This window comes from Gilliamella sp. B2969, from assembly GCF_026536195.1.
GTDB lineage: Bacteria > Pseudomonadota > Gammaproteobacteria > Enterobacterales > Orbaceae > Gilliamella.
This window is the reverse complement of record NZ_JAFNOP010000005.1, coordinates 48,870-70,934: the sequence shown is the minus strand read 5'-3', so window position 1 is coordinate 70,934 and position 22,065 is coordinate 48,870. Positions and strand designations below refer to the sequence as shown.

General features: G+C 36.8%; 18 protein-coding genes and 1 pseudogene. 9 read left to right on the top strand and 10 right to left on the bottom strand.

Annotated elements, in window-relative coordinates; translation table 11 throughout:
* The 6 genes from J3U66_RS05720 to J3U66_RS05695 all read left to right on the top strand — a co-directional run bounded on the left by J3U66_RS05720 (nucleotide 1) and on the right by J3U66_RS05695 (nucleotide 4,670).
* Complete coding sequence (locus J3U66_RS05720) at nucleotides 1-702, top strand: response regulator (protein ID WP_065634742.1); 702 nt, start codon at nucleotides 1-3, stop codon at nucleotides 700-702.
* A 168-nt stretch (nucleotides 703-870) separates the two neighbouring features.
* A complete protein-coding gene (locus J3U66_RS05715) occupies nucleotides 871-1,842 on the top strand; it encodes a glutathione S-transferase family protein (protein ID WP_267348332.1) in 972 nt (323 codons plus the stop codon).
* 21 nt (nucleotides 1,843-1,863) lie between these two features.
* Nucleotides 1,864-2,604, top strand: a complete 741-nt coding sequence (locus tag J3U66_RS05710; protein ID WP_267333712.1) for an amino acid ABC transporter permease — start codon at nucleotides 1,864-1,866, stop codon at nucleotides 2,602-2,604.
* Nucleotides 2,601-3,359, top strand: a complete 759-nt coding sequence (locus J3U66_RS05705; RefSeq protein ID WP_267333711.1) for an amino acid ABC transporter ATP-binding protein — start codon at nucleotides 2,601-2,603, stop codon at nucleotides 3,357-3,359. The genes J3U66_RS05710 and J3U66_RS05705 overlap by 4 nt, the downstream gene beginning before the upstream one ends.
* Before the next feature lie 18 nt (nucleotides 3,360-3,377).
* Nucleotides 3,378-3,803: a GNAT family N-acetyltransferase gene (locus tag J3U66_RS05700; protein WP_267343629.1), complete on the top strand. Its 426-nt coding sequence runs from the start codon at nucleotides 3,378-3,380 to the stop codon at nucleotides 3,801-3,803.
* 45 nt (nucleotides 3,804-3,848) lie between these two features.
* Nucleotides 3,849-4,670 carry a transporter substrate-binding domain-containing protein gene (locus J3U66_RS05695; RefSeq protein WP_267343628.1) on the top strand — a complete coding sequence of 274 codons (822 nt, stop codon included), beginning with the start codon at nucleotides 3,849-3,851 and terminating at the stop codon, nucleotides 4,668-4,670.
* Nucleotides 4,671-4,702: 32 nt separating this feature from the next.
* Here J3U66_RS05695 and J3U66_RS05690 read toward each other — a convergent pair whose 3' ends face one another.
* Nucleotides 4,703-5,182, bottom strand: coding sequence for an AraC family transcriptional regulator (locus tag J3U66_RS05690; protein ID WP_267348331.1), 480 nt, complete (start codon nucleotides 5,180-5,182; stop codon nucleotides 4,703-4,705).
* A gap of 306 nt (nucleotides 5,183-5,488) precedes the next feature.
* On the opposite strand from J3U66_RS05690, the gene J3U66_RS05685 reads away from it, so the two are divergent.
* On the top strand, nucleotides 5,489-6,346 hold the full coding sequence (locus J3U66_RS05685) for an RNA ligase family protein (protein WP_267348330.1): 858 nt from the start codon (nucleotides 5,489-5,491) through the stop codon (nucleotides 6,344-6,346).
* A 3-nt stretch (nucleotides 6,347-6,349) separates the two neighbouring features.
* Nucleotides 6,350-7,492, top strand: coding sequence for an AAA family ATPase (locus J3U66_RS05680; protein ID WP_267348328.1), 1,143 nt, complete (start codon nucleotides 6,350-6,352; stop codon nucleotides 7,490-7,492).
* Between the two features lie 72 nt (nucleotides 7,493-7,564).
* On the opposite strand, the gene J3U66_RS05675 is transcribed toward J3U66_RS05680, so the two are convergent.
* Together J3U66_RS05675 and J3U66_RS05670 are read right to left on the bottom strand one after the other, a co-directional pair.
* Nucleotides 7,565-8,962, bottom strand: a complete 1,398-nt coding sequence (locus J3U66_RS05675) for a glycoside hydrolase family 1 protein (protein ID WP_267343624.1) — start codon at nucleotides 8,960-8,962, stop codon at nucleotides 7,565-7,567.
* Between the two features lie 10 nt (nucleotides 8,963-8,972).
* Nucleotides 8,973-10,835 (bottom strand): beta-glucoside-specific PTS transporter subunit IIABC, encoded by a 1,863-nt coding sequence (locus tag J3U66_RS05670; protein ID WP_267348326.1) that lies wholly within the window; start codon nucleotides 10,833-10,835, stop codon nucleotides 8,973-8,975.
* A gap of 258 nt (nucleotides 10,836-11,093) precedes the next feature.
* Between J3U66_RS05670 and J3U66_RS05665 the strand changes: the two genes are divergently transcribed.
* A complete protein-coding gene (locus tag J3U66_RS05665) occupies nucleotides 11,094-12,257 on the top strand; it encodes an MFS transporter (RefSeq protein WP_267348325.1) in 1,164 nt (387 codons plus the stop codon).
* A 159-nt stretch (nucleotides 12,258-12,416) separates the two neighbouring features.
* Here J3U66_RS05665 and citG read toward each other — a convergent pair whose 3' ends face one another.
* From citG to prlC, 7 genes and pseudogenes are all read right to left on the bottom strand, one after another.
* Nucleotides 12,417-13,304 (bottom strand): triphosphoribosyl-dephospho-CoA synthase CitG, encoded by an 888-nt coding sequence (citG, locus tag J3U66_RS05660; RefSeq protein ID WP_267348324.1) that lies wholly within the window; start codon nucleotides 13,302-13,304, stop codon nucleotides 12,417-12,419.
* A gap of 208 nt (nucleotides 13,305-13,512) precedes the next feature.
* Nucleotides 13,513-16,452: pseudogene (locus J3U66_RS12895) on the bottom strand (DNA translocase FtsK 4TM domain-containing protein); the annotation flags it as partial.
* A 136-nt stretch (nucleotides 16,453-16,588) separates the two neighbouring features.
* Nucleotides 16,589-17,125 carry a gamma carbonic anhydrase family protein gene (locus J3U66_RS05645; RefSeq protein ID WP_267333701.1) on the bottom strand — a complete coding sequence of 179 codons (537 nt, stop codon included), beginning with the start codon at nucleotides 17,123-17,125 and terminating at the stop codon, nucleotides 16,589-16,591.
* A 2-nt stretch (nucleotides 17,126-17,127) separates the two neighbouring features.
* Nucleotides 17,128-18,426 carry a Bcr/CflA family multidrug efflux MFS transporter gene (locus J3U66_RS05640; RefSeq protein WP_416379725.1) on the bottom strand — a complete coding sequence of 433 codons (1,299 nt, stop codon included), beginning with the start codon at nucleotides 18,424-18,426 and terminating at the stop codon, nucleotides 17,128-17,130.
* Nucleotides 18,427-18,519: 93 nt separating this feature from the next.
* A complete protein-coding gene (gene rsuA / locus J3U66_RS05635; protein WP_267333699.1) occupies nucleotides 18,520-19,209 on the bottom strand; it encodes a 16S rRNA pseudouridine(516) synthase RsuA in 690 nt (229 codons plus the stop codon).
* Between the two features lie 23 nt (nucleotides 19,210-19,232).
* The gene (locus tag J3U66_RS05630) at nucleotides 19,233-19,982 is read right to left on the bottom strand and encodes a class I SAM-dependent methyltransferase (RefSeq protein ID WP_416379586.1); all 750 of its coding nucleotides are present in this window, start codon (nucleotides 19,980-19,982) and stop codon (nucleotides 19,233-19,235) included.
* Nucleotides 19,948-21,975 (bottom strand): oligopeptidase A, encoded by a 2,028-nt coding sequence (gene prlC / locus J3U66_RS05625; RefSeq protein ID WP_267348320.1) that lies wholly within the window; start codon nucleotides 21,973-21,975, stop codon nucleotides 19,948-19,950. Before prlC ends, J3U66_RS05630 begins: the two co-directional genes overlap by 35 nt.
* Between the last annotated feature and the right edge of the window lie 90 nt (nucleotides 21,976-22,065).

Here is a 22,065-nt window from a genome sequence, read left to right as displayed (position 1 = left end):
ATGCAAGAAAATAAAGAAGATGCTATTAAAGTTCTCATTGTTGAAGATGAGCCTATTTTAGCTGAATTAAATGCTGATTTTATTCAGCGAGATACAAAAGTAAAAGTCGTTGGTATTGCTTCCAATTTAGAGGAAGCAAAAAAGATGGTAGAAAAGTTAAAACCCACTTTAATTTTATTAGATAACTATTTACCCGATGGTAAAGGGATTGAATTATTCGAATATATTATTAATAACAACTTAAATTGCTATGTTATTTTTATTACCGCAGCTAGCGATATGGATACTTGTAGTAAAGCCATCAGATATGGAGCATTCGATTATTTAATTAAACCGGTGTCTTATCAACGTTTAAAACACTCGTTAGCACGTTTTGAACTGTTCTTATATCGTCAAAGCTTACAAAAACATGTCAATCAGCGAAGAATTGATGAACTGTTCAACCTACAAACCAAAGATTTTGTTGATATTAATCGTCATTCAAAAGGGATAGAGGAAATTACCTTGCAAAAGGTTAAAGATCTTTTTATGCATACCGATACCCCTCAAACCGTTGATGAAATTGTTGAAAAAGCAAAAATCAGTAAAACTACAGCTAGACGCTATTTAGAGTACTGTGTTCAAACTAAAGTATTAACTGTCGAACTTAATCATGGAAAGATAGGCCGCCCTGAAAGATTGTACAAACGTTTAGGTAAATAGTTATTGTTGTTAGGTTAATTATTTGCTCAGACACCATCTTCTATATAATTGATAATTATATAAATATGCTTATTTGTTATTTTATCCATTAATTTTTTGATGTTAGATTGATTTTATCCAAGGGTTGGATTGTTTGAAATTAACGCATCAAAAAATAGGAGTAAGCATATGGCCATTGCGATAGGAAAAGTTGTTACTACCGAAAATAATGAAATTAACCAAGACGGTGCTTTTGTTCGTCAAACAAATCGTTTTGATACCCCATTTGGAAATAAACCGGGTATGTTACCGGTTGAGGCTGGTCGTTATCGTTTAATTTGGGCGGCGATTTGTCCTTGGGCACATCGGCAGATGATTGTTATCAAATTATTAGGTTTGGAAAATGTGATCAGTGTTGGCAAAGTTGCGCCAATTCGCACTGAGCATGGTTGGGAGTTTTCACTTGATCCTAATGGTGTTGACCCAGTGTTAGGCATCCGTTATTTACCAGAAATTTACGCTAAAACCGATCCTGAATATAATGGACGAGCAACAGTCCCGACCGTTGTCGATGTAAAAACCGGCAAAGTTGTCAACAACGACTATTTTAAATTAACCAACTATTGGGAAACTGCATTCAAACCTTTCCATAAAGCGGGTGCGCCTGATCTCTATCCGGAACATTTGCGTACTGAAATTGATGAATTGAATGATGTGATTTTTCATGAAGTCAATAATGGTGTTTATAAAGCGGGATTTGCTCGCTCACAAAAAGCTTACGAACACGCTTATCATCTTGTTTTTAATCGATTAGATGAATTAGAAAAACGCCTAAGTAAGTCTCGATATCTTTTTGGTGATCACATTACCGATTCGGATATTCGCTTATACGTTACATTAGCGCGTTTTGATGTGGCTTATTATGCTGCTTTTAACACAAATCGTAATCGAATTATTGATTTTCCTAATTTATGGGCTTATGCCCGAGATCTTTATCAAATCCCCGCTTTTGGTGAAACAACCGATTTTGAGTCAATTAAAAAAGGGTACTTTTTAGGTAATAATGCCCACAATCCTTATGATATTTTGCCCTTAGGGCCTGATGTTAGTCATTGGCATACTCCTCATAACAGAGATAAACAATTTCGTACTTATCAATAATTGATTATTGGGATAATACGCATGCCAAATATATTAGATTTCGGATTGATATTTACTCAAATACCTACGTTACTGGCTTATTTGCCAGTCACGTTATTTATTACCTTTTTTTCAATGCTGCTTGGCGTAATGTTTGGGTTAGTGATTGCCATTGTTAAAATGAATAAAATTCCTGTTCTTTCGCAACTAGCATCGGTTTTTGTTTCATTTATTCGAGGAACGCCTTTACTTGTTCAGCTTTATTTAAGCTTTTATGGGATCCCAATTGTTCTGCGTTATATCAACTATTTTTATCATACTGATTTTAATATTAATAGTGTGCCTCCAATGCTATTTGTACTCATTGCCTTTTCTTTTAATGAAGCTGCTTATAACTCCGAGACTATACGAGCCGCGTTACAATCGGTCAGTAAAGGTCAAATTGAGGCGGCACAATCGTTAGGGATGAGTTATAGCCAATTGTTACGACGTATTGTTATTCCTGAAGCATTTATTGTGGCCTTACCAAATCTTGGTAATGCTTTTATCGGCTTGCTTAAAGGAACTTCGTTAGCCTTTGTCTGTTCAGTCACTGAAATGACAGGTCGCGGTAAAACCTTAGCAGGACACAGTTATCGTTATTTTGAGGTTTATATCTCTTTGGCACTTATTTATTGGGCTTTAACCATTATTATTGAATTAATCATTAAGTATATGGAAAACCGGTTAACGATTTCTGACAGTGTGAATACACCCAGTTATCGCCGAGGAAAATTATTATGATTAAGGTACAGAACTTAACGTTATCTTTTCAGGATAATCTTATTTTAGATCATCTTAATTTCGCTATAAAACCGCATGAAGTTGTTGCTATTATCGGCGCATCGGGAGCAGGTAAATCCACTTTACTACGCTGTTTAAATTTACTTGAAAAACCCCAGCAAGGTAACATCCAAATTGATAATTTTGGCTTGGATGTTAGCCGCATTAAACAACGTGATATTGTTCAGTTTCGCCAAAAGTCAGCTATGGTATTTCAACAATTTAATCTTTTTCATCAAAAAAATGCCTTAGAAAATGTGATGGAGGGTTTGATTATTGTAAAAAAATTGCCAAAGGAGAAAGCACGTAAAATTGCTCATGAAAAGCTTGTTCAAGTCGGACTTGAGGGGCGAATGTACCATTATCCAAAACAGCTATCTGGTGGGCAACAACAGCGAGTAGCGATTGCCAGAGCATTAGCGATGGACCCTAAAGTGTTACTGCTTGATGAACCCACTTCAGCGCTCGATCCTGAGTTAGTTGGCGAAGTATTATCGACCATCAAATTAGCCGCACAATCAGGGATTACGATGATCCTTGTTTCGCACGAAATGAGCTTTGTGCATGAAGTAGCTAGTCGAGTACTGTTTTTAGATAAAGGACAAATTATTGAAGATGGTTCACCTAAGCAGGTGTTTAATAATCCGACCCAACCACGAACCAAATCTTTTTTAGCAAGATATTTTAGTGCAATGCAAATGGATTATGAAATCTAATCAGTTTAAGAGGTATCAATGAGTATAAAGATTCAACAACATTGTGAAAATATTAATTGGCAAGATGTTGCCGATTTATTGGCTTTTTATGGACTTAGTTCGCTCGATGCAACAGCACAAGAGCGAGTGTTTAAAAACAGTTATGGTGTGATTTTTTTGCTGGAACAAGATCGCGTTGTGGGCGTTGGTCGTACATTATCGGACGGTATTTGTCAGGCGGCAATTTATAACATTGCATTAGCTAAACACTTGCACGGGCAACAATATGGACGCTTAATTGTTGAAAAGCTCGTTGAACAGGTACAGCATTGCAATATCATTCTTTATACTCATCCACAAACAGTAGAATTTTATAAAAACTTAGGGTTTGATTTAATGAAAACAGGTATGGCTCGATATCAGGCCGATCATCGAATTGAAATGAAAAATATGGGTTTTATTTAAGGTTAACTCAATAATGCTCATTTAAAATGAAAGGAGAATTACGGTATGAACTATAAAAAATGGTATGGTTTTGTCATCTTAGCCGCGTTGTTTTTGTCTGGTTGTGATAACCAAAATAAAGATTCACAATCCACAACAAAACAAAAAATTATTATTGGGACTTCAGGATCGCCAAACCCTTTTACAACGGTCGATGAAAAAGGGGAATTGGTGGGTTATGATATTGATGTGGTGAAAGCCATATTTAGCGAGTTACCTCAATATGAAATTAGTTTTGAAGTGACTGAATTCTCATCTGTTTTAGCTGGACTTGACTCTCAGCGTTATCAAGTTGGTGCCAATAATTATGCTATGAATGAAAAGCGCAAAGAAAAATATTTCTATTCCGATCCAATTTTTAAAAACCAGTATGTTATTGCTGTGGCTAAAAGTAATAATGACATTAATCGCTTTTCTGATCTTCAAGGAAAATCAACTGAAGTCACACCAGGACTTAATTATGCGACAGCATTAGAAACCTACAATGAACAAAATCCCAATAATCCTGTTAAAATTGTTTATAGTGAAGCCGATTTACTACCTGTGTTGCAACATGTCGAGAGTGGTCAATACGACTTTCAGTTAATAGATAACGTGATGCTATCGCAATATATCAATGAACATAAACTCAATCTCAAAACGATAGAATTAAGTCAAGAAGATGGTGATCGTATTGGTTCTCCATTTAGTTATTTGTTAATTAGTAAAGGCGCAAGTGGTGAGCGATTAACTCAAGATATTAACCAAGGTATACAAAAAATTATCAATAATGGCAAACTAACGGCAATCAGCCAACACTATTTTGGTGAGGATTATTCACCTAAATAAGCTTTGTTCTGTTAGATAACCGAGTTTATTTGTTACGCTAATGGCAAATACACATCGGTTATCATCTCTGATGTTGGAATAGTTAATCCTACATTTACGTAATGAAAAATCGGTGGATAACTGCCTATTTTCTCTCTACTTTGTGGTAACCACTGTTCAAGTAAATAGATAATAGCTTGGTTATTATTTCGCGAACCAATATCACGAGCCTTGGCACAGCGGAGCGCGGGAATAGTTTTACTGACAATGCCATAGGCATTTTTAGCAATAGGTTTGTCTATTGAAATAGCAAAATCGACGTGATGCTGTTCTAACGGTGTGATAGCGGGATTGGTATAATGGATACCATAACATCGGTATTTTTCGTTATCGAATAAGTTGTTCTCTTGTCGCCATTTAATGAGTTTATTGACAGTTTCATGTTCTAACAGTGGCGAACCATGATGTTCGATAACCGCTAAATTTGTTGCGGGAAATTGCACAATTTCAACATCCATAATAACCTCAGTCACGTTATCTTCGTATCCTACTTATAATCATACTGAAATTCTTCATTGTTACTAGCATTGATTATTAAATATTATAAATTGACTTGACAAGCTAGCGGCACAACCAGATAATGGCGCCGTTTTTTTAACCTAAACTTTTTATTATAGCGAGGTGGCAAAATGCCTGTAGTTAACACTTTATCTTAATGCCGGCACGGTATTTTCTATCATATTGTATTTTTGCTTTTACCTCTCAAAGCATTCTCGTTGCACTTCAATTTATAGATTTTTGCCTTGTCGGTTTTCCCTTATATTTTTGGAGAAAACATCATGACAATGGAATCTTATATTCAAAATTTAGAATTAATTAAATATCCAAGAACACCCCATTTACAGGGTTCACGCTTACAATTTGGTGATAGCACCGACGGACAGCGTGCTTATAACCAGTTACATAATTGCTATATTGTCGTTGAAGAAAAACTCGATGGTGCTAACTGTGCTATAAGCTTTTCGCAAAGTGGCGAACTGTTATTACAATCGCGCGGCCATTACTTGATGGGTGGTTCAAGAGAGCGTCAATTTAATCTATTAAAACACTGGGCTAGTGTACATGAACATTGGCTATTAGAGCGGTTAGAAGATCGTTATATCATGTATGGTGAATGGTTACATAAAAAACACACTATCTTTTATGATGCATTACCTCACTATTTTTGTGAATTTGATGTTTGGGATAGACAGCAACAATGTTTTTTATCGACCCAAAAGCGGCATCAGCTATTAGCTAATGGTCCGGTTTTATCGGTACCGGTGCTATTTGCTGGGCAAGCACCGACTAAATTAGCTGACTTATTAGCGTTAGTTAAACAGTCTTTTGCCAAAACTCAGCATTGGCAGGCTTGTTTTGAAAAAATAGTCACACGTGACAAGATTGATTTAGCCAAAGCGTGGCAGCAGTGTGACCGCTCGGATTTAATGGAAGGGCTGTATTTAAAAATCGAAAGCGAACATCACACAATCGATCGTTTAAAATGGGTGAGACAAGATTTTGTACAAGCTATTTTAGACGCTGGTCAACACCATTTAGAGCAGCCGTTTATTGCCAATCAACTGGCTGATAATGTCGATTTATACGCACCACAGTTAACCGTCAATTGGAATCAGCAAGTTGGCGTAGGGAGATAAATAATGGACTATTTACAATTACAACAGCAAGTGGCTAACAGTATTGCTAAAGATAATTTCGATGACTGGTTAACGTGTATTCCAGCATTAACTGCGCTTATTACCACACCACAAGACCCGTTGCATCATGGTGAAGGTAATGTTTGGATACATACACAAATGGTATTGCGCGCATTAATTGAACAAACTGAGTTTGCAAAAGCCACCGAGGAGCAACAATTTGTATTATTTATGACAGCGTTGTTACATGATATTGCTAAACCAGAAACCACCGTGATTGATGAGGTCACGGGTAAAATCAGTCAACCAAGACACTCCCAAAAGGGGGAAATTCGTAGCAGAGTATTGTTGTGGCAAATGGCCGTCCCTTTTGAACTACGTGAACAGATATGTCGTATTATCGCTGTTCATCAAGTTCCGTTTTTTGCGTTAAGTGATACGCATCAGCGCTATTCACCCCAATACCTTGTGCATCGTCTGTCATGGCAATTACCGGTTTGGATGCTTTGCCTGCAAGCGAAAGCGGATATGCTGGGGCGTATATGTGCTGATAAAGCTAGAACTTTGGATGAAGTGGAGTTATTTAAACAACTCGCGCTAGAAGAAGAGTGTCTGTATCAACCTCGCCAATTTGTTGATGATCATACGCGAGTACACTATTTTCGCGGCAGTAATGTCTTGCCTGATTATGCACTATATCCACAACAAGGATCAAAAGTGATATTGATGTCTGGTTTACCGGCTTCGGGCAAAAATAGTTGGGTGAGTAAGCATTATCCAACATGGCCGGTTGCTTCTTATGATGATGCGCGCAGTGAACTCAAATTAAAGCATGGCGAAAATGAAGGATTAGTGATTCAATTTGTATTAGCTAAGGTGAAACAATGGTTACGAGATAAGCAGCCTTTTATTTGGAATGCTACCCATTTGTCACAGGATATGCGGCAAAAAGCACTCGATTTACTCTATGCTTATCACGCCGAGGTTGAAATCGTTTATATAGAACAACCGGAACAAGAGTTATATCGGCGTAATTTAAAACGCGATACAAGCTTAGCGAATAAAAAAATTCAGCGCATGTTTATTAAATGGCAAGTTCCCTTACCGACCGAAGCACATCAGGTTAGCTATGTGATAAATCAGTAATTAACACAATTTTCAGCAATAGAATGGGGCTTTATTTAGCCCCATATTTGTCAATTGATAGCTATGAAAGGGTTAAACTCCATTATCTTTAATCACTTTTTGATACCAATAAAAACTATCTTTTTTGATACGATTTAGTGTTTTTAAGTCATGATCATCTCGATCAACATAAACAAAGCCATAACGTTTTTTAAATCCTTGATGAGAACTTAATAAATCAATGACTGACCATGGGCAATAACCAAATAACTCAACACCATCTTCAATCGCATCATGACAAGCTGAAATATGAGCTTTAATATAATCAATGCGATAATCATCATGCACTTTATTATCTGGTGTTAATTCGTCTGGAGTACCTAAGCCATTTTCAGTAATGATTAGGGGTAAGCGGTATTGTCGATAATATTCATTGAGGACTAAACGTAAACCCATTGGATCAATTTGTGCACCGTAAGTGCTTGCTGTTAAATTCGGGTTTTTTTCAATTTTAAAGTAACCATACAGATCAAAATCGATATCATTATGTTTAGTTCCAAATGGATGCTTTGCATCTTCCGGCAAATAGCTTGCGACTAATGTTCGATAGTAATTGACCGCAATAAAATCCGGTTTAGCTTGTTTTAAAATGTCGGCATCTTCCGGCTGGGTTTGTGGATAGATATCACAACGTTGTAAATAGTGTTTGTAATAACCTGGGTAATCACCGAAACAATACATTTCTAGGGCATAATTAGTTTTAAAATTATCATTCATTTTAGCTGCCCAAACATCCATTGGTTTGTTACTTGCAGGGTAGGTCATGGTGGATGATACCGCCGGTCCCACTTTGCTTCCCGCAATTAGTTCATGACAATCATTAGTTGCCATCGCATGCGCAACAAACATGTGGTAATCCATTTGTGCTCTCACTTTTTCAGTATCTGCTGGTGCGACTTTATACATGTTCATTCGTTCATTAACTCGAATCATCAAATTTTGTTCATTATTGATTTGCCAATGTTTTACCCGATCGCCAAATGCTTTATAGCAGACCTGAGCATAGCGTCTAAACGCATCGACACAACGGCGGTCTTGCCAACCATTATATTTATCAACTAATGCAAAAGGTAAATCAAAATGATAAAGGGTGATAAATGGAATGATACCGTTTTTTATTAATTCGTTAATTACTCGATTATAAAAATCGATCCCAGCTTGATTTATTTTACCATCGCCATCAGGAATAATACGTGCCCAAGATATCGAAAAACGATAAGTTTTTAAGCCCAACTCTTTAAACAACGCAATATCACTCTCTACATGGTGATAAAAATCACTGGCAACTTTGCTATCGGCTTGTACTGCTGAGCGTTGAAATGAATTATAATCAGCAACTGTCATTCCCTTGCCATCGGCATCCCATCCACCTTCAATTTGAAATGCAGAAGAAGATGCACCCCACCAAAAATCCTTAGCAAATGTTTTCATATTTTTACCTCTAAACTTGAATAAATAATAATTGGTCTTGATAATTAACGTCGATATCTTTGGTGTAATCGACATTTTTATATTGTTCTGAATTAACGACAATTATTGATGTTGTTAAATCATATTGTTGTTGTTTAATCTTATCGATGTCAAAGGATACAATTTTAGTCCCTTGTTTAATGTGTTGCCCCACTTCAACATAAGATTGAAAATAGTTGCCTTGCAGGTTTACCGTATCGATACCAATATGGATTAGTAACTCTAATCCATTATCTAATTTTAAACCTATGGCATGTAAAGTGGGATAAAGTACTGTAACTGTGCAATCTGCTGGCGCAATGACTTCACCGATTTCTGGATATATAGCGACACCTTTACCCATCGCGCCAGATGCAAACACTTCATCTTTAACTTCACTAAGTGCAATAACATGCCCTTTGATAGGTGAGGTAATAGTCTGATCGGAAAGTAATAAATCTGGGCTATGCGTTTGGTTTGATGTAGACATTTCCTCGCTTGGTAGATCTTGAAATCCAACAATCATCGTTAAAATGCATGAACCGAAAAAAGCAAAAGATATGCCAATTAAATAGCATAAAAATGCAGTTGTACCGGCTTCAGCGTAAACAGGAATGGTTAATACCCCTTGATTGGCAAAAGCAGTACCGTACGATCCTCCCCAGCCCATTAGCCCGCCAGCGATAGCGCCACAAATAACCGCACAAATCATCGGTTTTTTTAATCTTAAATTCGCACCATAAATTGCGGGTTCAGTAATCCCAAATAAAGCGGTAATGGTTGCCGATGCCGCAACTGTTTTTAAATTTTTATTTTTGGTTTTGAAAAATACACCTAATGCCGCGCCAGCTTGTGAAAAATTGGCGGCTCCAGCAAAAGCGAGTAAGTTTTGCCGACCAGTTTGCGCTACGTCATTAATGCCGATTGGCACAATTGCCCGATGTGCACCAAAGATGACTAATATACACCAGATACCACCAATAAATGCCCCTAATAAAATAGGGCTAACACCCATAATGTAGTAATAGATCCAGTTTATAAATTCGCCAATGTAGATGCCAATAGGACCGAAAATTAGTAATGTAGCTGGTATCATAATCAGTAATGAAAAGGTTGGTACCATGATAATTTTCAATACTTCAGGGATGATAAATTCTAAAAATCTTTGTACGTAACTTAAAATGAATATGGCTAAAATAATTGGAATAACGCTAGAGGTGTAACTTGCTTTGGTTAATTCAATAGTAAACAGAGTGACTTCAGTTTTACTTGCCATTAACGTGACAATTGATGGATAGCACAGCGTTGCCCCTATGATCATCGATATAAATTCGTGGGCTTTAAATACTTTTGCAGCGGTATAGCCTAGTATTATTGGCATGAAGTAGAAAACTGCATCTGATGCAGCATGTAAAATCGTATAGGTGTTGTAAGTTTTGATATCTGTTTGATAGTAATAATTACCAATCATAACAGCAATCGCTAAAATTCCTTTTAACATACCAGATGCGGCAATTGCCGGAATCACGGGCGTAAAAATAGCAGCAAAAGCGTTAAGAATTTTTACGCCAATTGATACTTTAGGTGGCGTTTGTTCGCTGGTCTCTAATTTTCCGAGTAATGGTATGATTTCTTGATAAATTTTGGTGACTTTATTTCCTAGTACCACTTGATATTGTCCACTGCTTTCTACAACCGAAATAACGCCCTCTGTTTGTAATAATTTTTCACGATTCGCTTTGTTGCTATCAACTAATTGAAACCTTAAACGAGTAAAGCAATGCGTTAAGCTAACAACATTAGCTTTACCGCCGACTAATTGTAAAATTTGTTGTGCAATACTTTGATAATCCATTATTTTCTCCATTACATTACCGAATGGTTACACACTGATAAAAACTAAAATCCGCCAAATAAGGTATAGGGAATATCGGTTATAAAAATTTATAGAAGATATTTTCTGCTAATTTGTAAAATTATTTTTATCGTTGTTTGACTTACTTCAAGCTAACATAGTTTAAAAATTTAGACAAGATGGATTTGTTTGTTGCTAAATATCTAATTTAGATATATTTTTACATAAAGTAATTATAAGAAATAAAATGTTGTTCCAATGAAAGTGGCAAAAAAAAGATCGTATTTGTTGTTGTGTATTGTGTTTTTTTTCTGGTATGCACAATATATTTATATTCCTTATCAAACCCCTTATTTAGCTGCAATCCATATGACGACCAATTTTATTGGTATGGTGGTTAGCGCTTATGGTGTTTCACAGTTATTTTTACGCATACCGGTTGGGTTATTAGCCAATGTTAAAGAAAAGCATAAGATATTTATTGTATTAGGATCATTTTTAGCTGGATTTGCTTCAATTATTCGTCTTATACAGCCTACAGGTTGGGGATTTTTGATTGGTAATATTATTTCAGGATTTGCCAGCGCCATGTGGATATCATTTATGGTGTTGTTTATGGGGTTTTATCCTAAATCGAAAAAAAGTTATGCCACTAGTTTAATTATTATGGTAAATAATCTTGGTATTTTTTTAGCATTTTTATCAAGTACCTTGCTATTTGAATATTTTGGGATGCAATTTATCTGTTTACTTAGTTGTTTAAGCGGATTTATTGCTTTTATCTTGGCTATCAGACTGAAATACCCTGAAAGAATTCATCACAATTTTGAATATCATAATTTGCTTAACGTGTTTTTTGATCGCAAATTACTGTTTTTTTCTTTGTTGGCTTTGATTCAGCAGGGGATACAAATGTCGACAACTATGTCATTTACTAATCAGATATTAAGTGGATTAGGTGCAAGTTCAAGCTTAATTGGTTTATCTTCAATAATTTATATGTTGGCATCAGTCTTGTTTGGTAAAGTGGGGGCAAGTAACTTGGTTAATAAATTAAGTATATCTACTTGGATTATTCTGTCTTTTATGTTGCTGGCGTTATATTGCATTTTGATACCGCAGAGTTCATCACCTTATGCCATTTTATTACTACAAATTATTCCTGGAATGGGTACAGGAATATTATTTTCTTTTTTAACGTTTGAAGCAACATCTACTATTCCATCTTATGCGCGATCGGCAGCGATGGGATTATTTCAAGCGATTTACGCATTAGGTATGACATTGTTTCCTGTTATTGTTGGATACGTGAGTTTACGATATTCAATGCGTATCGCTTATTTAATTTTAGCGATTATGGCTATCTTGGGGGCTGTTGTGTATGGGATTTATCATTTAAAAATAAATAAAAAACAGGATTGATGTTTTTTGTTACAGCCTTGATATATATGAATTTAAACAAAAGAGGTGAATGTTATCAGTTAAAGTAATATAACACCTGCTTGCATAGGGTTGAGTTAACCAAAGCCCATCAATGGTATTGATGTGATGAATCCATCTGATTATTGTTGTACAGATGAATTAGTACTGTGATAAGAACCAAGTAATGGCGATAAGATCAGCTGAGCCACCGGGACTTAAATTACGTTTTATCAACTCGTTATCAAGCTGATTTAATTTTTGTTGGCCATGAGTATGAATCACACCACCGTGTAAAATCAGTTTTTTAGCTTGTTGTTGGACAAAGGCTAATCCATCAAGTCCCCCTCTTGCAACCAAATTGGTATCTTGGTTAAATGCGAGCAGATATAATAAGGTTTGTAATAAGCAAGTTTCCTCATCGTAACCACTTTGCTGCATATTTTTTAAAATAGGTAATGAAATGTTTTTAACTGTTGCGTAACCTGACTCCGCTTCACCCCGTGCCCCAGGAAGATTATGCAGTTTATACAGCTTTTCGCCAATTGAATGAGATCGATTATGTTGTTTTAATTCCTTATTGACGATACCTTGGCATATTATTGATACTTGCTCGCAAATTGTTTGCATTTGACATGCTAAGCCGAGTTGTTCAAGTTTGCCTATAGCGCCAAGTAATAAACCGAAAGCAAATATACCACCTTTATGGGTATTGATTTGATTAGTTGCATTAAACATGGCTTGTTCACATTGTATGCCTATGGGTCTAATACCGTCTAAAAAAACAGTGGGGTCTTGATGAGCCGATTGTTTACCATATTGATAAAACTGTTCAAACCAAGTTGAAATAGCTGAAATGCTTTGGATAAATGTTTGAAAATCCATATCACGGTGTGCGCCATTATTGTTCATATCAACTAGCCCAGGCTTAGGCGATAAGCAAATTTCCTTAATTAATGCCTTAATAGCTAGTTGCGCAGGTAAACTAAAGTTTTTAGGCTTGATGAGTTGCGATTCTAATAATGTCACTTGCTGTGAATATTTACTCATTATTGTCTAATACCTATCATACGGTTACTGTATTTTGGTTGTATTAACGAGATGCTTAGGGTGTGCTAAGTTGATCTCGTTTAATGTATTTTAAGTCTATTATCTAAAGCTCTGTAATAGGTGTTAACCATTTATACTCAAATCGGCGGATTGCACTCCTATTTCATCCACCTAATGATTTAGCAACTAGATGGATTTATTATCACGACTAAAAATCACCATGTGAATGTGGCACAATCACTTCTCGAGTACCATTATGACTTGGTGCGCTAATAATACCTTCAATCTCCATTTGTTCAACTATCCGCGCTGCTCGGTTATAACCAATTCTAAATTTTCGTTGTACACTAGAGATAGAAGCCCTACGCGTTTCAACCACAAACTCTACAACTTGATCAAATAGCGGATCGAGATCTTCATCAATGTTATCAGCATGACAGCTATCATTATCATCGGTTGATACCGTCACATTTTCAATATATTTTGGTTTGCCGCGAGCTTTCCAGTCTTGCACAACTGCATGAACTTCTTCATCACGTACAAAAGCGCCATGTACACGAATAGGAATCGAACTATTCGGCGCTAAATACAGCATGTCCCCCATGCCAAGTAGTGATTCGGCGCCCATTTGATCTAAAATAGTACGTGAATCAATTTTACTTGATACAGTAAAAGCAATACGGGTTGGAATATTGGCTTTAATCAATCCTGTGATAACATCAACCGATGGGCGCTGGGTGGCTAACACAAGGTGAATGCCCGCAGCTCTCGCTTTTTGAGCTAGGCGCGCAATTAATTCTTCCACTTTTTTACCAACAGCCATAATTAAATCGGCAAATTCATCGACCATAACCACAATGTAAGGCAATTTTTCCAATGTTGGCATGTTAAGATCCATGCTATCGGTAGGTTTCCACAGTGGATCAGGAATAGGTCTACCCATCTCTTGTGCTTGTTTTATTTTTTCATTATAGCCGGCAATGTTGCGGACACCTAAAGCTGACATTAATCGGTAACGTCTTTCCATTTCGTTTACACACCAATTAAGTGCGTTCGCCGCATCTTTCATGTCGGTAACCACTTGCGTTAATAAGTGCGGTATACCTTCATAGATAGAGAGTTCAAGCATTTTAGGGTCGATCATAATAAACCTGACATCTTCAGGTTGTGATTTGTATAAGATGCTTAAAATCATCGCATTAACCCCCACAGATTTACCAGAACCTGTGGTGCCTGCGACTAATAAATGGGGCATTTTAGCTAAATCTGCAACAACCGATTGCCCTGAAATATCTTTTCCTAATACGATAGTCAATGGTGATTGTGCATTGCGAAATTGTGGGCTGTCTAATACTTCTCTAAAATAGACGGTCTGCCGGTTTTTATTAGGTAACTCGATACCGACATAAGGTTTACCCGGAATAACTTCAACAACTCGCACTGAAGGCATTGATAGTGAACGAGCAAGATCGCGATCGAGTGTTGAAATTCGCGCAGCTTTAATACCGGGAGCTAGTTCAATTTCAAAGCGGGTGATCACAGGTCCTGGCATATAATCAACAACTTTGGCTTTAACACGATAGTCGGCTAAACTTTTTTCAATCAGTTCAGACATTGCATTTAATGCAGCATGATCGACTTCAATTCGCGTTGTCGGCGGTGCAGTTAATAAATCCAATGACGGTAGTGGCGTTGTTGGTTTTGGTAGTGGTTTATCATCACGTCTTAATAATGGGTGAATTAAGCTATCGTTTTCATCATCAATGGTAATTGGGGTATTGTGACTTTGTTCAACCTCTGTATCGTCTAGATAGATGTCATCTATGACAGGATTTTCATTTTTTAACGATTCAAGATCGACATCTTCGGGGATGTGCCTTTCAATCTCGGGTGTAGGATGTTCAATCAGAGTTTCGGGTTCTTGATGTGTTACTTGCTCAACGTCTTGAGTCGATGATTCTGGCTCGTTCGATATAAATTGGTTTGAATCGATTGTATTGTTCGCTAAGGTAGATTCGTTATTATTTAACGTAAATAACGGTTTGCTAGGCGCATCTGAAATGGTGTATTTATTTTCATCAAAAGGCTGCACTTTTTCTGAGTCTGTTGTTGTTTGATTTGCTGTTGCTTGTGGATCATTGGCTAAATTTGATTGTGGCAACGTAGCATTAGTTTGATCTTGTGAGAGCGCTAACTTTCGTTCATTCATATTTTTTATAATCACTTCCATACGCGCTAAAATATCGTTTGGATCCAGATCTTTTTTAGGCTCATCATTAACTGGTGTGCTAGATAAATCAGGTTGATTGTTAGTCGTTTGCTCAAGCGACTGTAACAATTGCTCTGCTGTTTGGATTAATGCTTCATCATCCTTATTGAGTGTTATAGGATTGTTTTGTTCAAGCTGATTAGTGGCATCTACATGATTAATCACTTTTTCTTCATTGGCTGTTATAGATAAAGGTTGCTCTGTATCTAAATTGACTTTATTGCTCTCTAATGGAATAACAACAGGCTGCTCTTTTGTTTGCGTTGTTAGTGCAATGTCTTTATCCCGCTGTTTGGTAACAGTGTGAGTGCTTGCACTGGTTTTATGTGATGAAAATAACCAGGTAATCGGCGTTAAAAGCAGCATGACTAACGCCCCAAGTTTTTCCATCAGTAGTAACCATGATAATCCCGTTAATAGGGTTATACAGGCAAGGCTAACAATGAGTAATATAATCGATGCGGTAAAGCCATTCATTATAGGTAATAGGCTTTCGATAACAATTGAACCTAGGTATCCCCCAGCTTGAAATTGTTCTGCATCACGAATATTTAAGGTAAAAAAACCAGTACTGCTAAAGATAAACGCTAAAATACCAATGATTCTGAATGATATACTAAAATAGTTAATAGGCGCATTAGCATGACGATAAAAATAGCTCACTAATTGCAAACTAAAAAATAGCGCAAAAAAAGGAACACTGTAAGCAATAAAGCCTAAAAATTGGAATAGTATATCCGATGCATATGCACCAATATAGCCGCAATAATTGCTGATAGGGGTATGCCAAGCAGTACGTGACCAGCCGGGATCTGATGCATTGTAAGAAAATAGTGATAAAAATAAGCAGGCAGATAACGCTATTATTATTAATAAAATGAATTGGCTAAATATCTGTCTTCTGGTTGTTTTTGGCTTTTTCAAGTACGTACCTAAAAACGATTGCAATTAAAATTGGTGGCATTTTATCATAAATTACTTTTGCTCACAGAGTGAATAAAATATAAAACGTAATTTATTGTGACTGTGAGCGATTAATTGCCATTAGATTTTTATTAAACCTTTGTCCATTTTTGACATAATTTTGGGCATTTTTAATATTTGCTGCAATTTCGGCTTCGGTAAGTTGCCGAATTATTTTCGCTGGTGATCCCATAATTAAGCAGCCTTCTTGATAAGGTAAACTATGAGTAACTAAAGAATTAGCACCAACCAGACAGTTTTTAGCAATTTTGGCATGATTTAAAATCGTACTTCCCATTCCGATTAAGACATTATCTTCAATTGTGCAGCTATGAAGAATCACATTATGGCCAATTGTAACATTTTCACCAACAATACACGGTATGTTAGTCTCGATATGCACAGTACAATTATCTTGAATGTTGCTGTTTTTGCCAATATGAATACTTGCAATATCACCTCGTAATACCGCGTTAAACCAGATGGATACCCCTTGCTCAAGCGTCACATTACCAATAATATCAGCCGATTTGGCAATAAAACAATCTGGGTGAATTTGTGGGCATAAATCATCTAATTGATAAATCATGGTTATTTCCTTTTAATATTTTTGACACTCAAAAATAAGCCAACCGCAAGAAAATTGCACAACACCATAGAACCAACCATTAACCACTCTGTGGTATTATCATTAATTGGTGTTACCGTTTTATGAATCGAGACTAGCATTGATAATGATATACCAATTGCTCCTGCTATGGCGAATCGAATGGTACCAGCAAGTGACGATGCTGTACCGGCAATATGCGGATAGAAGTCTAATACCACAGCCATACTATTACCACCAACTGTTGACATGCATCCAATGTAACCTGCAATACACACGACCAAATAGATAAATCCAAAATTAAATAATGTTCCAATCAAAAGTCCTATCGCCATGATAAATTGGATTAACAGCCCTAATTGCATCATTTTGATAGAACCAACAAGTTTAACAAAGCGGCTATTTAAGGTATTCATCATTACCATTACCACAATATTAAGTGCAAAATAGTAACCAAAATTGGTGGATGCAACGCCATGTAAGTTCATGTAAACAAAAGGCCCTAAACTTAAAAATGAAAATAATCCAGCACCAGCAAAAGCGCCTATTAGCATATAAGTTAAGGCTTGGCGATGTCGAAATAGTGTAATGAAATTACTTAATATTCGAATGATACTAAATTTATCACGTTTAGCTTTGGCAAGTGTTTCTGGAATATAACTTACCACCAAACCAAAGCAAATGATTGCCATTAGGCAAATGGTATAAAAGTTTGCTTGCCAATTAAACCAATACAAAATAAAACCACCAATGATTGGCGCTAATAATGGTGCTACGTTAGAGATTAACATCACAAAGGACATCATTTTTGAAAACTCATCACGGTCACGATAAATATCTTTCATTAAAGCATTAATCACTATTGTGGTTGCAGCAGCTGCAATCCCATGGAAAAAACGTGCAGTTATCAATTGATTAATATTGCCAGCAATAGCACAACCAAAGGCGGCAAAAACAAAAATAATCAGACCAATAATAAGAATATTTCGCCGGCCATAACTGTCTGTAAGTGGTCCAAATAAGAGTTGGCCAAAGGAAAACCCTAATAAATAACAGCTAATTGTAAGTTGAACGGTTGCATCAGCTACATTAAAGTCGTGAGCAATTGTTGGCATACTCGGTAAATACATATCAATGGATAAAGGCATTAACATAGATAGCAATCCAAGGATAAAGATCAGTGCTTTTTTAGAAATTTTAAATTCTACTTGAGTATTTGAGTTTTGCACGTTTGGGTTCCTATAAAGTTCTTCAACTAAAAGTGCATGATGATGTGGCAACATAATCGATAATACCGTTAATTATGACTTAACGGTATTTATTGACTTTAAGAGGCAATCATTTATTCACTTTTATTGTTACGATAAAATTTGAAGCTAACTAAAAGAGTTGATTTCTTCTTCAGTAAGTGGACGGTATTCGCCCTCAGGAATATCTAGCATAATGGTGCCAATTTGTTTTCGATGTAACTGAACAACATGATTATTAACTGCGGCAAACATACGTTTAACTTGATGATATCGACCTTCACTTATGGTTAGCTCTGCGTGATATGGGTCAATAATATTTAGTTTAGCCGGCTTTGTGAGTGACTTCTCACTTTTTAGTTGAATGCCTTTGGCAAATATCTCGATGAGTTCGATGCTTAGGGGATGTTCAACTGTGACTTGATAGACTTTTTCACAATGATGTTTAGGTGAAGTAATACGATGTGACCACTTACCATCGTCTGTTAATAGTACTAAACCTGTTGTATCAAGATCTAATCTGCCGGCTGCGTGCAACTTTTCAGCCATTGGTTCGTCGATAAAATATAGAATAGTTGGATGATCGGGATCATCGGTTGAGCAAACATAACCTTGTGGTTTATTAAGCATAAAATAACGATGTTCGGTGACTGGCACAATTTCGACGCCATCGTACTCAACAACTTGTGCAGGTGATATTTGGTGGGCGCCTGATTTTATTATTTCGCCATCAACAGTCACTTTTTGTGCTCTAAGTTCTTTATTCACGATTGTTCTGCTTATACCTAAGTGATGAGCTAGAAATTTATCTAATCGCATAATCTGAGTAATCTTCCTCTGTTTTAAAAAGGTGTATAAATATCAAAACGGTGATTTTTAGTTTTAATTTCGGCTGTTGGTTTTTGCTCGGCTAAAAATGGCGCATAATCAGGTCGTTTAACGACTACGCGTTTTTTAGCTAATTGTCGTGCCGGTTCAAGCAAGTTATCTGAATCTAAGTCACTACCCACTAACTGTTGAAAAATGCGCATCTCTTTTTTGACTAGTGCACTTTTTTGTCGATGTGGAAACATTGGATCGAGATACACCACATCGGGTTTTTCGTGCAATGACAATAGACCTGTTTGGCTTGAATTATAAAACATGTTTAACCGTTGCGGTAACCAATTGCCTATTATTGGATCTTGGTAACCTCGCTGTAAACCATCAGCTAATAATGCAGCCACAACGGGATGCCTTTCAAACATTGTGACATGACAACCGATTGCTGCTAATACGAATGCATCACGACCGAGTCCAGCTGTTGCGTCCACAACTGTTGGTAAATACTCACCTTTTACACCTACTGCTTTGGCAATGGCTTCACCACGCCCACCGCCAAATTGGCGGCGATGCGCCATTGCCCCTGATACAAAATCGACTTTTATCGCACCAAGTTTTGGCTCATCAGTTTTTTGTAATACGAGTTGATGGTTATCTGTTACTAATGCAAAGGGAATAGTTGGGTTTAAGGTTAACCACTGCTCAGCTAATAATTTTAGCTGAGCTAGGTTGGCGTTAGTGGATACCATAGTGACGAAGCAGAGCCTCAAGTTGGGGTTCACGTCCACGGAAATTTTTAAATAATGTCATGGGTTCATCACTGCCACCTTGCGACAAAATATTATCCAAAAAGGCATTACCCGTTTTAGCATTGAAAATGCCTTCTTCTTCGAAGCGTGAAAAGGCATCGGCTGATAACACTTCGGCCCATAAATAACTGTAATAACCAGCGGCATATCCGCCTGCAAAAATATGACTAAAAGCGTGAGGGAATCGTCCCCATTCAACTGTTGGTACGACAGCAACTTGTTTTCTAACCTCTGCCAGAGTGGTTAAGATATCAGGGTTTTTCTGGCTATGAAGTTTAAAATCAAATAAGCCAAACTCTAATTGACGTAAAATAAATAGAGCGGCTTGATAGTTTTTCGCATCGAGCATTTTTTCTAGCATTTCTGGTGGTAAAGGCTCACCGGTTTGATAGTGTCCTGAAATGAAGGCTAATGCTTCAGGTTGCCAGCACCAGTTTTCTAAAAATTGACTTGGTAATTCAACCGCATCCCAAGCTACGCCATTAATACCTGCAACTGATGATACATCAATTTCGGTTAACATATGATGCAAGCCATGACCAAACTCATGGAATAGGGTGGTTACTTCGTCATGCGTAAATAACGCGGGTTTATCACCAATTGGTCGATTAAAGTTACAAGTTAAATAAGCAACGGGTTTTTGTATGTGACCATCGGCAAAACGCATGCGGCCGATACAATCATCCATCCATGCACCACCACGTTTATGTTCACGAGCATACAAATCAAGATAAAAACTGCCTTTTAGCTCGCCACTAGTATTATATAAATCATAAAATTTGACATCAGGGTGCCACACTTCAACACCTTGTCGTTCTTTAGCGGTAATACCAAAAATACGATGGACAACTTCAAATAAGCCATTTATCACTCGTTGTTCAGGAAAATAAGGTCGGAGTTCTTCGTTATTAATGGTATAAAGGTATTGTTTTTGTTTTTCACTGTAATAGGCAATATCCCACGGTTTGATATCGCTGGCACCAAAAAATTCATAGGCATAGCGTTTCAACTCCGCTAATTCTTTTTCACCTTGTGGTTTGGCTTTATTAGCTAAATCAGTCAAGAACTCAGTAACTTGATGGACTGATTGCGCCATTTTAGTGGCTAAAGATTTGTCAGCATAAGTATCAAAGCCAAGTAATTTAGCGAGTTCATCTCTTAACGTTAAAATTTGCTCGATGATTTGTGTATTATCCCATTTACCCGCGTTCGGACCTTGATCTGAAGCCCGGGTATTATAAGCTTGATAGAGCTCAAAACGTAACTCACGGTTATCACAATAAGTCATAACAGGTTGGTAACTTGGAATATCTAAAGTAATTAGCCAGCCTTCTTGTCCTTTTGATTTGGCTTGTTCTTTTGCTGCAGCAAGCGCACTTTCAGGCATACCAGACAACTGTTTTTCATCTGTTATCAGTTTTGTCCAGCCCATCGTTGCATCCAATACATTGTTGCTATATTGTGATGATAATTCTGATAATTTGGCAACAATTTCACCATAACGTTTTTGTTTATCATCAGGCAAGCCTATTCCTGACAATTCAAAATCACGTAGCGCGTTATCAATTACTTTTTTTTGTGCTTTGCAAAGCTTATTGTAATTGTCGCTTTGTTTAAGTTGTTTGTAAGCTTGATAGAGAGGCTTATGTTGTCCAACCCATGTGCTGTATTCTGATAATAATGGTAAACATGCTTCATAAGCTTTACGTAATTCAGGGCTATTTTTTACAGAATTAAGGTGGCTGACCGGTGACCAAACTCGCCCAAATTTTTCATCCATTTCATCAATAGGTTGAATTAAGTTGTCCCAAGTATATTCACTATTTTGTTTTAGCACTGTTTCAATTGTGTTGCGACAATTGTTTAAAGCTTGCTTTACAGCAGGTAGAACGTGCTCAGGCTTGATTTGAGAAAATAGCGGTAATGGAGCATTGGTTAATAATGGGTTGGTCATGTTTCGATACCTTTCTACAAAGATTTTATCTAATGAGTGAACATTATGTGCGGGTAAAAAAACGCAAGTCAAGTATTTTGTGTTAAGGAA

Excerpts from the sequence above, each read along its gene's own strand:
- J3U66_RS05720 (WP_065634742.1), top strand. The coding sequence starts at position 1 with ATGCAAGAAAATAAAGAAGATGCTATTAAAGTTCTCATTGTTGAAGAT.
- J3U66_RS05715 (WP_267348332.1), top strand. The coding sequence starts at position 871 with ATGGCCATTGCGATAGGAAAAGTTGTTACTACCGAAAATAATGAAATT.
- J3U66_RS05710 (WP_267333712.1), top strand. The coding sequence starts at position 1,864 with ATGCCAAATATATTAGATTTCGGATTGATATTTACTCAAATACCTACG.
- J3U66_RS05705 (WP_267333711.1), top strand. The coding sequence starts at position 2,601 with ATGATTAAGGTACAGAACTTAACGTTATCTTTTCAGGATAATCTTATT.
- J3U66_RS05700 (WP_267343629.1), top strand. The coding sequence starts at position 3,378 with ATGAGTATAAAGATTCAACAACATTGTGAAAATATTAATTGGCAAGAT.
- J3U66_RS05695 (WP_267343628.1), top strand. The coding sequence starts at position 3,849 with ATGAACTATAAAAAATGGTATGGTTTTGTCATCTTAGCCGCGTTGTTT.
- J3U66_RS05685 (WP_267348330.1), top strand. The coding sequence starts at position 5,489 with ATGACAATGGAATCTTATATTCAAAATTTAGAATTAATTAAATATCCA.
- J3U66_RS05680 (WP_267348328.1), top strand. The coding sequence starts at position 6,350 with ATGGACTATTTACAATTACAACAGCAAGTGGCTAACAGTATTGCTAAA.
- J3U66_RS05675 (WP_267343624.1), bottom strand. The coding sequence starts at position 8,962 with ATGAAAACATTTGCTAAGGATTTTTGGTGGGGTGCATCTTCTTCTGCA.
- J3U66_RS05670 (WP_267348326.1), bottom strand. The coding sequence starts at position 10,835 with ATGGATTATCAAAGTATTGCACAACAAATTTTACAATTAGTCGGCGGT.
- J3U66_RS05665 (WP_267348325.1), top strand. The coding sequence starts at position 11,094 with ATGAAAGTGGCAAAAAAAAGATCGTATTTGTTGTTGTGTATTGTGTTT.
- citG (WP_267348324.1), bottom strand. The coding sequence starts at position 13,304 with ATGAGTAAATATTCACAGCAAGTGACATTATTAGAATCGCAACTCATC.
- J3U66_RS05645 (WP_267333701.1), bottom strand. The coding sequence starts at position 17,125 with ATGATTTATCAATTAGATGATTTATGCCCACAAATTCACCCAGATTGT.
- J3U66_RS05640 (WP_416379725.1), bottom strand. The coding sequence starts at position 18,426 with ATGTTGCCACATCATCATGCACTTTTAGTTGAAGAACTTTATAGGAAC.
- rsuA (WP_267333699.1), bottom strand. The coding sequence starts at position 19,209 with ATGCGATTAGATAAATTTCTAGCTCATCACTTAGGTATAAGCAGAACA.
- prlC (WP_267348320.1), bottom strand. The coding sequence starts at position 21,975 with ATGACCAACCCATTATTAACCAATGCTCCATTACCGCTATTTTCTCAA.